Annotated in this window: 10 protein-coding genes and 1 riboswitch; of the genes, 4 read left to right on the top strand and 6 right to left on the bottom strand. The window is 37.1% G+C overall.

The features are described 5' to 3' along the window. Positions 1–3 precede the first annotated feature (3 nt). Positions 4–363 carry a DUF4870 domain-containing protein gene (locus ACFSTA_RS14200; RefSeq protein ID WP_377557426.1) on the bottom strand — a complete coding sequence of 120 codons (360 nt, stop codon included), beginning with the start codon at positions 361–363 and terminating at the stop codon, positions 4–6. Between the two features lie 282 nt (positions 364–645). Further along, complete coding sequence (locus tag ACFSTA_RS14195) at positions 646–2,016, bottom strand: FAD-binding oxidoreductase (protein ID WP_377557425.1); 1,371 nt, start codon at positions 2,014–2,016, stop codon at positions 646–648. A gap of 669 nt (positions 2,017–2,685) precedes the next feature. Further along, positions 2,686–2,861, top strand: a riboswitch (Lysine riboswitch). Positions 2,862–3,018: 157 nt separating this feature from the next. Here ACFSTA_RS14195 and ACFSTA_RS14190 point away from each other — a divergent pair. Further along, positions 3,019–4,635 carry an amidohydrolase gene (locus ACFSTA_RS14190; RefSeq protein ID WP_377557423.1) on the top strand — a complete coding sequence of 539 codons (1,617 nt, stop codon included), beginning with the start codon at positions 3,019–3,021 and terminating at the stop codon, positions 4,633–4,635. A gap of 93 nt (positions 4,636–4,728) precedes the next feature. Here the strand turns inward: ACFSTA_RS14190 and ACFSTA_RS14185 are convergent, their stop codons facing one another. After that, the gene (locus tag ACFSTA_RS14185) at positions 4,729–6,282 is read right to left on the bottom strand and encodes a Na+/H+ antiporter NhaC family protein (RefSeq protein ID WP_377557421.1); all 1,554 of its coding nucleotides are present in this window, start codon (positions 6,280–6,282) and stop codon (positions 4,729–4,731) included. Positions 6,283–6,645: 363 nt separating this feature from the next. After that, positions 6,646–7,515, bottom strand: coding sequence for a chemotaxis protein (locus ACFSTA_RS14180; RefSeq protein WP_377557420.1), 870 nt, complete (start codon positions 7,513–7,515; stop codon positions 6,646–6,648). Between the two features lie 209 nt (positions 7,516–7,724). Between ACFSTA_RS14180 and ACFSTA_RS14175 the strand changes: the two genes are divergently transcribed. Continuing rightward, positions 7,725–8,894 carry an acyl-CoA dehydrogenase family protein gene (locus tag ACFSTA_RS14175; protein ID WP_377557419.1) on the top strand — a complete coding sequence of 390 codons (1,170 nt, stop codon included), beginning with the start codon at positions 7,725–7,727 and terminating at the stop codon, positions 8,892–8,894. Positions 8,895–8,963: 69 nt separating this feature from the next. Here the strand turns inward: ACFSTA_RS14175 and ACFSTA_RS14170 are convergent, their stop codons facing one another. Further along, complete coding sequence (locus ACFSTA_RS14170; protein WP_377557418.1) at positions 8,964–9,431, bottom strand: hypothetical protein; 468 nt, start codon at positions 9,429–9,431, stop codon at positions 8,964–8,966. Positions 9,432–9,555: 124 nt separating this feature from the next. Here ACFSTA_RS14170 and ACFSTA_RS14165 point away from each other — a divergent pair, with 124 nt between their 5' ends. Beyond that, entirely contained in the window at positions 9,556–9,870 is a 315-nt protein-coding gene (locus tag ACFSTA_RS14165) for a hypothetical protein (RefSeq protein ID WP_377557417.1), read from the top strand. Between the two features lie 123 nt (positions 9,871–9,993). Further along, complete coding sequence (locus tag ACFSTA_RS14160; RefSeq protein WP_377557415.1) at positions 9,994–10,854, top strand: Cof-type HAD-IIB family hydrolase; 861 nt, start codon at positions 9,994–9,996, stop codon at positions 10,852–10,854. A 152-nt stretch (positions 10,855–11,006) separates the two neighbouring features. Here ACFSTA_RS14160 and ACFSTA_RS14155 read toward each other — a convergent pair whose 3' ends face one another. Beyond that, positions 11,007–11,171: a hypothetical protein gene (locus ACFSTA_RS14155; protein WP_377557414.1), complete on the bottom strand. Its 165-nt coding sequence runs from the start codon at positions 11,169–11,171 to the stop codon at positions 11,007–11,009. Positions 11,172–11,329: the final 158 nt, after the last annotated feature.

Genomic DNA, 11,329 nt, shown 5'->3' with positions numbered 1-11,329 from the left:
TTATTACTTAATAATCGACATATTACCAATCCAAGGCAAAGGTTTTTCTTTTCCATTCGCCGCATTGATAATACCTATAATTGCCCAAATTAACCATAGTACACTTCCCACCGGTAAAATTAAAAACCAGCCAATTACCGGAATGATGCTTCCAACAATATACACAGCGACTCCAATAATAAATAAAATAAGCCCTTGATTCGTGTGATACATAGCAAATTTTGATTCTTTTGCAGCAAGAAGAGGAACGATGAATAGGAATCCAATGTATGCTAATATCGCTAAACCTTTATTATTTTTCACATCTTCGGACTCCACTTCCGTTACGTTTTCTTCTGTAGACTCCATATTTTCTTCTGTCATACGTTAAACACCTCCTTATAAAATATACATTCATCACAAACTGCTTCATCACTAATCTATATGATGAAAAATAAAAATTAGTTCAACAGAATGTAGATAAAGTGAAACTTCATTCAGTGAGGTTCTTTGTCCCCCACTGAATGTTAGTAACGCAAGGGTATGCCCTAAAGGCCATTGAATGAATCGGACATTTACGGGCAGTTGCTCCCTCTCTTATCCTTCTTTGCTTGACCTCCAAGTCTTAAAGTGGGAAGCCTTCTGCCTATTACATGCGGGATAATTTCACTCATTCGGTTCAATATTATGATTATGGCAGAACATATTTCTTGGATCATACTTACCTTTGATGATGCTTAGTTTTTCATAATTAGTTCGGTATGTTTTCTTTGTTATATCCTTATCCACCTTTACACCGTTTAGATAAGCAGAACCATGATGTGAAAAAGGTAATATTCTTTCATAAACCGAGGTCATCCAGTTAGAACAACTACTAGGATTATCCTTAGGAATCTCGCCATCGATAATTAGTAAATATCCGGCATCTCTGATAGCAAAAGCAGTATCATCCGAAGAAACACGGTTCATCTGACCATGTAATGCCCATAACTGTACCATGACCATCGGAAGCTCTGCATTGTTTATTTCTTCTAATAGGATTTGTATGGTTTCATCCGTTAATTCCTTTAAGAATAACGAGGTTCCATCGACAGGTACACCATCCGGAACCATCGGATCAAGCTTCTTTTGTACCTCAACATATGGCACTATACCTGTATTGTCTATGATCGGCTCAGCCAATGTCACCAACGGCTCAATGATTTCCTCTTCGATCATCCGATTTAATTCACCTATATATATACCTGAGACGGTAACGACACGTTTATGATGAAGATGGTCAGGTAAAAAAGGTTCTGGTGGTAATTGGACAATTGCTACATTAATTGAAATTTCATCTGGTGCAGTCTTCATGTACGTTTGTATCTTTTGTAAAACCTGTTCTACATCCTTATAGTCGTACAAGACATCTATTGCTAATACATTGGGACCTACTTCATGAAGCTGTAGCTCAAAGCTAGTGACGATACCAAAATTCCCTCCACCACCACGAATGGCCCAAAATAAGTCTTCGTGTTCTGTTTCATTAACAGATATAATTTCACCTTCTGCTGTTACCATACGAACACCTACAATATTGTCACATGTTAATCCATATTTCCCACGCAAATAACCAAATCCTCCGCCTAATGCTAAACCAGCTACACCTGTTTTAGATACGGTTCCAGTCGGTGTTGCTAAACCATACTTTTGCGTTTCACAGTCTATATCAGCCAGAGTTGCTCCACCTTCAACTATAGCAACCCGACGATATTCCTCTACATGTACTTCCTTCATATTTGACAGATCAATCATAACTCCATTATCACAAACTGCAGTTCCTGCAACATGATGTCCACCGCCACGGATGGAAATTGTTAAGTTTTGATCGTTTGCGTATTTTACAGCTGATACTACGTCAGCTTCAGATTTACACTCAAAAATCACAGCTGGCCTACGATCGACAGCACCATTCCAAACCTTTCTTTTCACCTCATATAATTCATGATCCGGAAGAATAATTTGCCCACTTTTTTCAACGGATAATTTTTGATCCATTCATATTCCCTCCATGTATATTGAAGTTTCATAGTAAAGAAAGTTATCTAGCATGCTGATCTAGTTAACAATCCGTGATCCTTTTCTGTACAAAAAAGCGTATCACAGCATTCATGCCTTGTAATGTATACCTAGGTATATATTTTTCGTTAAGCTCTTTCGTATTGATTATTCTCGTTTTGATGTAAAATGCGAAGTAACTACAACGTGAACCATTTATTATTTCTCTTCTCCATTTGGAGTTTCATCATTGTTATGAGCGACCGAATGACACTTTATTCTCTCTATTCGGGCTTTCATCACTGCTATGAACGACCGAATGGTACTGTATTATCTTCATTCAGGCTTTCATCACTGCTATGATCGACCGAATGACACTTAATTATCTTCATTCGGGCTTTCATCACTGCTATGAACGAACAAATGGCACTTTATTATCTTCATTCGGGCTTTCATCACTGCTATGATCGACCGAATGGCACTTTACTCTGAAGCAACCCTATGTAATGAAGCAGTCTTATAAATCCCTCATCAATATTCATTTCTTGAATCAAACAACAGTCTTTTAATAACAGATTTTCGTTATAAAGCTGTTATTAAAATATTTTCTTGTACAATTCATTTTATTTTGATAAGATATACACAATTTCATAGAAGACCTTATCAGATCGGTGAGGTAGAGGTGCAGCATATATAAGTATTTAACTGGAGGATGACAACGATGATGGTTAACGAAAGGATTTGTTGCCGAAGCATAATGAAAGTCAATTTTATTATTGCTGGGATGTCCCTGAAAAAGAGACATACTGTCATGCAAGCAATGTGCATGGAGAACTACTGATCGAAACGGAGAATAACGTATAATGTGAAACAATGATTGGTTGATTTCTATCATTGTAGTTTTGGACTTAAGATAATTAAGTACCTCACTCATATCTCCTTTCCCCTTCATTCAGTTTTTCTCTCTTTTGTACAACGTTAATATACAAGGAGAGGTACACCATGAGAAAAATTTATACCAACGGAAATATCTACACATTTGATTTTACCAAACCAAATGTCGAAGCTGTCGTTATCGAAAACGGACGCTTTATTGACATGGGATCAACAAAAGATATGTTACTTCACTGGGATTCTCCAACAAGTGAAGTGATTTCATTAGAAGGTAAAACGGTTACCCCTGGATTGGTGGACAGCCACCTTCACCTTTCAATGATTGCAGACAAATTTATTAACTTAGATTTAACGGGAGTACGCTCCAAAATTGAAATGCTAGAGAAAGTCCAAGCCAAAGCAAAAACCCTCAATCCGAATGAATGGTTATTGGGATTCGGCTGGGATGAAAATTTATTTACAGACGGGACAATTCCTACCATTCACGAACTTGATCATGTGGCACCGAATAACCCATTATTAATTTCCAGAATCTGTAGCCATGCAAATGTCATTAATAGCAGCGCGTTAAGGGTGAGCAATTATCATCCAACCATGACGATCCCAGAAGGTGGATCCATTGTACTTGATGAAGTAACAAAACAACCAACAGGACTAGTTCTTGAATCCGCCGCAGAAATTTTCAAACAGCATATACCTGAAAAATCATACACTGATTTAAAAAGTGCTATGCGCCAAGCAATTCAATTTTCGATCCAGCAAGGATTAACAAGTGTCCATACGAATGACCCACTCCACTTGGGTGGACTTCATCAAACCTATCAAATCTATCATGAATTATTGAACGAGGAAGGTCTTGGACTGCGTTCCAATCTATTAATCAATCACGAATTCTTAGAGGATTTACGAGATGCAGGAATGTATGCAGGTTATGGGAATGAAACATTGAAGATTGGTGCGGTGAAAATATTTGCTGATGGTGCATTTGGTAGAAGAACTGCATTACTCTCAGAGGAATACGCGGATGATCCGGGAAATTATGGTGAAGCAATGTACGATCAAGAAACCTTATTCACTCTAATTAAAAAATCCCGTGACTTATCGATGCCGATTGCTGTTCATACAATTGGTGACCAAGCTTTAAAAAATGTGCTTGATATTCTCGATCAGTTTCCTACTGTAGCACACCGAGATCGTTTGATTCATACACAGGTACTAACAAAAGATCTAATAAAGAGATTAGCAAATCCAAGTAGAATAGCAGACATTCAGCCACGCTTTTTAGTAGGTGATTTTCCTTGGGTGCAAGAACGTCTTGGCAAAAACCGTATCCCATTATCCTATGCATGGAAATCACTAATGGACGCTGGAGTTATTTGTGCAGGAGGATCTGATTCGCCAGTTGAACCAGCAGACCCGCTATTAGGAATTCACGCAGCAGTAACGAGAAAAGCTCCAGGGCAAACACATCATGGTTGGAACCCAAGTGAGAAATTATCCATGTATGAAGCATTTCGTTTATTTACAGAATTAGCTGCCTACCCAACAAATGAAGAAACTATAAAAGGTACCATTTCTAGAGGAAAATTAGCCGATATGACTGTTTACTCGAAAGATCCATTTATGATGGAAGATGCTGATGAACTACTGCAAACAGAAGTTGAACAAACAATCATAGGCGGAGACATTCAGTACACGAAAATGACGGCAAAGACTCAAATATAGGGAACATACTAAACTTTTTTTGAGCACCCCTCCTTGAGAAGAGAAGTAATTTTGAAAGAAGTAACTACCTCGTGAGTAGTTACTTCTTTTAAATTACGCTGAAGCTTTTATTTCTTCAGCATTTATATTTCCCCACTTTTTATTAAATAGATAAGCTAGTAAAACGAGTACAATTACACCTACAAGAAGTGCAACGATTGAAGAACCTGTTATTCCAGCAATTAAGAATGATGCAATACCACTAATTCCTGCAGTAATCGCAAAAGGCATCTGTGTATTAACATGGTCAATATGATCACTAGATGCACCAGCAGAAGAAAGAATGGTAGTATCAGAAATTGGAGAACAGTGGTCCCCAAAAATCCCCCCACTCAATACCGCTGCAATAGCTAAAAACATCGAAATGTCCATCGACTCGGCAAGCGGCATTGCTATTGGAACCATTATCGCAAATGTACCATAGGATGTACCTGTCGTATATGCAACAATACCAGCTACAATAAACAATAAAACTGGAATAATGGCCGGTGCTGTTGTTTGCTCAGCTAAATTCACAATAAAGTCTGCTGTTCCAAGTTCAGACGTTACACTTCCAATTGACCAAGCTAGCGTTAGAATAATATACACAAGCATCATACTTCTAAATCCTGTTACAACAAGATTAACAGACTCTTTAAAGTTAAATAGTTTTTGCTGCATACCCATTGCAAGACCAACAATCACTGCACCAAAAGCAGCCATTAAAATAGACAATCCACCATTTGATTCCCCTACTGCCGTAACTAAATCATTTTCTGGGAATCCACCTGTCCATAATAATAGCGGTGGGATTAGTCCGATTAATACAACTAGTGGTACAATCAAGTTACGCATTTTAGGTGTATGTCCTTCCACCATTTCTACATCTGTCAACGAATCATCAGATGGTGGTTCTGCACCATCACGTAACAATTTACCTTCTGTTCTTGCTCGATGCTCGGCGCGAGCCATTGGACCATAATCCCAGCGTTTATAAATAACAATTGCCACAAGTAAAAGGGCAAGGATGGAATAAAAGTTAAATGGGATTGTACCTAAATAAGTCATATACTCAGACCTTGAAATACCTAATGTGGCGAATTGTGCTCCAATTAATCCCATGACAAATACGACCCATGTAGAAACAGGAGCAAGTAAACACATTGGAGCAGAAGTAGAATCGACAATGTATGCGAGTTTTTCTCGCGACACTCGCATCTTATCTGTTACAGAACGCATAACACTTCCTACTGTCAAAGCATTAAAATAGTCCTCAAAGAAAATAATGATACCGAATAACATCGTTGATCCTTGTGCACCTCGGTCTGTTTTTACTCGCTTGGAAATCGCATTTGCAATAGCGTGTGCTCCACCTGTTTTTTGTAAAACAGCAACAAGTACACCAAATAAACCACAATAAAGTAATACGGTTGCACTCCATTCATCCCCTAGGTTCGGCAAGATAAATTCACTAAAACTAGCATAGATACCCATTAATGGATTCATTCCATGAACCATCGTTGCTCCCAACCAGACGCCAGCAAACAAAGCTGGAATAACATTACGTGTTACTAGAGCTAATACGATTGCCAATAGTGGAGGAAGCAAAGAAAAAATACCGAATTCCATTTTTCACAACTCCTTTCCATATTTTTATAGACAAAAAGAGTAAAGAACCTTTCTAGTTAATCCCCTCCTCTACGATAAGATTTGAATACTATAAAATATTGAAAGCGTATACAAATCTTAATTTAATGAATTTTCATTATAATATATTTCTACATGTACATAACTATGTCCTGCAATTTCATAAAAAAAGAAAACAGGAAAAACACGAAGACTTTTTCTTCGTGTGATGTAATGCTGTTGGTACTTTACTTATCCTACAGGAAAATGAAACTACCGCTTTTGTATCACGATAATCTACTTGGCCGTACTATCAACGAAAAACAAGCAAAAAAAAACTGCCCAAATGGACAGATGGATACGAATCTATGATTCAATGAACGAATTATTTATCTTTTTCCATGTGTTTATTAAACCTTTTGAAATTCGCTTAATAACCTCCTTATCTGATTCATATTTTAAATGGGATAAAGGGTTCCAACTCGTCAACAGTCCTCCAGCGTTAACAGCTATATCCTCTGTCACAGCCTGATCGTAGGATTCATTAATTCCTTTTAATGGGAAAGCTAATACATCATCTTTGTCGTAAAAATTTAACCATTCCCCTTCTATCTCAGGATAAAGCATCGCCATTGCTGGTGAAGGAACATTGATCGGAGAACCAAAATCAATATAGCGTAATGACCACATCGCCATTGGACTTCCTAGTGTGTAAAATAATGTTAACGTATGACACTGTTCTATCGGATTGTTATGTGTTTGATATTTTGTTATGGCACCGATGTTTTCCCGCTTAAATTGTAAATCATAAAAGTAATTACTTGCGATAACCGTCCCTAGGCTGTGACTTATAACACACAATGGCGCTTCTTCCCCCGCCTTTTTTCTTAATCGCTGAATCGCTTCAGCTACTAATGTATGAACTCTATCATAATTTTGATTTCCGAGCATTGTGGGCTGATATGCTACTGCATCTGCTAGAAATTCCAATACAAAACGTCTTGTTCGAGGAAAATCTAGTTCGGCACTTGTTTGCAATCGATCCCACAACTCCGCCTGCTCTGGCTCAAAAATGGATGACCAAAATACCGTTTCGAAAACAAAATGATCCTTCAGATTTTTCACGGAAAGCTTTTTTGCAACGTTTTGGGAAATTCGTTCAATTAAATCATCTGCAAAATCCTCATCTGGTGTACCTGCACCATGAAGAAACAATACAGCAATCTTTTGGCTCACACTACTCCTCTCCCTTCATCCCTTCAAAATCTATTTATTACGTGTTACTACCATCTTACGCAACTAAAAAATACATTTTAAGAGGTTATTTTCCTATTTTTTATAGTAATCACGCTGAAATATGCTCCTTCATTGAACTTTTTTATCGTGCGTGAAATAATATATGATATAATTCCGATCAATTGAATCAGATTTAAGGGGATGAAATTGTGAAATTACAAGAATTAAAAACAACTGATGAACGAATTCAAGCCTTGACTGAAAAAGTTAAACCATTTGCTGAGCGAGCATACAAGCACGATAAGGAAGGAACTTTTCCTTTTGAAAATTATAATGAATTAAAAGAAATTGGTTATCCTGCCCTAACCATCCCTAGAAAATTTGGAGGAGTTGGGATATCTTTAGTTGAATTCTTACGATTGCAAGAAACCATTGCTCAAGCTGATGGATCTACAGCACTTGCAATTGGATGGCATATGGGAATTACGAAGCATATTGGTGAAAATAGCATTTGGAATGAAGCAAAGTATCAAGCTTTTGCCAACGATGTCTTGCAAACTGGTGCGCTCCTCAATAGTGCAGCTACAGAACCAGCTACAGGAAGCCCAACAAGAGGTGGAAAACCAGAAACCACCGCAAAAAAAGTAGCAACTAAATGGGTGCTTAATGGTAGAAAAACATTTACAACCTTGGCACCTGTGCTTGATTATATTCTCGTCCGAGCTAGTATTGAAGGAACAGAAGATGTAGGGAACTTTTTAGTGAGGCGCGACCTTGATGGTGTAACAATAGAAGAAACATGGGATTCCATTGCCATGAAAGCAACTGGCAGTCATGACCTAGTCCTTCAAAATGTTTCAGTAGCAGAAAATGACCTTGTCGAAATGATTTCACCTGGAAATCAGGCAGCGACTGGATGGTTATTGCACATTCCAGCCTGCTACAACGGAATCGCAAAAGCAGCACAAGAATATGCAATAAATTTTGCATCATCCTATTCACCAAATAGCATACAAGGTACTATCGCAGACTTACCAAACATAAAACAAAAGATTGGTGAGATGGAGCTACTAACAATGCAAAATGATTATTTACTTTATGGAGTAGCTAAAAAGTGGGATAATAGTAACCATACAGTTCGACAATCAATGAAAACAGAACTAGGGGCTGTTAAATTATCCGTAGTCAACCATGCTATTCAAGTAGTGGATTTAGCAATGCGCATTGTAGGAGCACGGAGTCTTTCTGAGCAAAACCCCTTACAACGATATTATCGCGACGTCCGAGCTGGACTTCATAATCCACCAATGGATGATATGACGATCATACAACTCGCTGAAAGAGCAATAACAAAAATAAATAATAAAACTAAAAATTAACATAATGCCATGACAAACGTTACTACATTTTATTAGCAACGTTTGTTTTTTTATCTATGCACAATCTTATTATTTACGATAATCCCACAAAATTACCCATTCTCCCTCTACCTCTGTAGCGTAAACATCCTGTATGATGGTGAAATTTCCATATTTACCCTTATACTCCTGTAAAACGGGTACCTTATAGGCTTCATATATGACTTCACTATTTTCTTCCATTTCCCAGTTTGTAACCTTCTCTGCATCTTCAAGAGAATATGCAAACGTGGTAACCTCAAAGTGATTCATGAAAACATGCGCACGATCCTGTAAATAATGCCCCTTATCAAATTTTTCTTTCATGAATGGATGAAACATTTCCCACGATTCTGCGAATGAACCATTCTTTTCATATTCATAAAATGTTCGTACGGTGTCTATAGCATTTCTTTCAGAGGATTTAAATAAGGTGAAAAATAGGAAGATAGCTAGCGCTACCACAATTACCATGATGAATAATATCACAATTTGATTACTTTTACCTTTTGTATTCATGGAAACACGTCCTAACCTAGGTTTGTACTATTAATATTCAGAAAGAGAGGAAAATATTAAAGTAGTAAATAGTTCAAGAACGCATACTATATAAATATATCTGTATAAGGATTGGAGGAGAATTATGTCCACATCACGAATAATGAAATGGGTAACCGGAGGATTAGAGGCCTTTCTAGCAATTCCCATTATTGGAGGAACATTTATCCTAAGTCTTTACTGGACGCCACTGTTTGTCATGTTAATACTCCATATCATAACTTTAGTGTTAACAAGACAGGACGGTGGGAAAACAACTGGTAGTATTTTAGGAATTATTACATCTTGTATTGGTTGGATTCCTATCGTTGGTATGATAATGCATACCCTCTCTGCTATCTTCCTCATGATCAATGCTGCACAATCTGACCAAGTATCACGAACAAATGGAACAGTATAACTTGTGGAAGACAAAAAAGACTTATTCATAATATACAAGTCTTTTACAATTTCTTAACAAGACTCCTACTTCCACTTATGGTACAGTAATAGTATCAAAAGTAGCAGTCAGGAGAGAAATAACATGAAACTAATAGCGACCGATTTAGACGGCACTTTATTAAATGATAAAGGGAACATTAGTATAGAGAATGCACAAGCTATACGAAAGGCTCTGAAGCAGGGTGTACAAGTTGTTGTAGCAACTGGAAGAACCTATGATGCAGCAAATAAGCCACTCCAAGAAGTTGGATTATCATTACCCATCATATCTTTAAACGGTGCCAATACATATACTGAAGATAAAAAATTATTACGGGATATTCCTATGGATCGATCTACGTGCAAAGAAATTCAATTCTTTTGTCAAAAAGAAAATATGTATTTTGAACTATTTACAAGTAAAGGGATTTTCTCCCTTAGTCGAGACGATTTTAAAACCGTAATCATGGATATTATGATCACTGCACATCCAGACATATCTAAAGAAGAACTTGAAATTGCAGTGGACCAACGATTCCAAGATGAAGATGTACAATTTATCAAAGATTATGATGAACTTTTTAAAGATGAAACAATTCAATTATATAAATTACTAGCTTTTTCACTTGATGAAGAATTACTTCAAAAAGCTCGCCTACAATTTGAAGCAGATTCAAATGTAAAAATTACATCATCAGGTAGTATTAATTTAGAATTCAATGACCCTCAAGCACAAAAAGGGATTGCTTTATCTCTATTTGCTGAAACATTACAAATAGACATGAAAGATGTCATGGCACTTGGGGATAATTACAATGATTTAAGTATGCTAACAATGGCTGGTCGTGGAGTTGCTATGGGAAATGCAGATGAAGTAATAAAAGAACAATGCACACATACTACGAAACGAAACAGTGAGAACGGTGTTGCTCATGCGATAGAAGAAATGCTAGCAGAACTATAATCATATAAGAAGTCCTAACACTAGGAAGCCGAGGATAAACATTGGCTTCCTTAGATCTTAGGGCGTTGGAATAACCTGAGGATAGGCTATTCCTGACTTTGGGGCTAAAAGAGGATTTTAGAAAGCATAGAAGATAGAAAGATGTTGTCGTATCATGGATTCTTAATAAAATTTGATGAAATGGAGCGATTTGTAGAAAGCTCAGCAATGCGACAGTTTGTTGCAGCTATGATTTCTAACAATTGGACAATTGTTTTCTCGTGCTGCTCTACCTTTTGCCTGAGTTCTGCTATTGCCATTTTTTCCGACTCACCCATGACTCTCTCCCCTCTCTGTCATATGCTAAGTCTATTTAACCATTTTTATTTCCATAATTCTATTCGGTATTTTTCAAATTTACTACTGCATTCGACAAACAAACTGATCAAAAACTCCGATTTTCACAACATATTCCAATAAAAATTGAAAAAATCAA

It is taken from the genome of Ornithinibacillus salinisoli (genome assembly GCF_042684965.1).
Taxonomy (GTDB): domain Bacteria; phylum Bacillota; class Bacilli; order Bacillales; family Amphibacillaceae; genus Ornithinibacillus; species Ornithinibacillus salinisoli.
The sequence above is the reverse complement of the archived record's forward strand: the minus strand, read 5'-3'. Positions and strand labels throughout refer to the sequence as shown.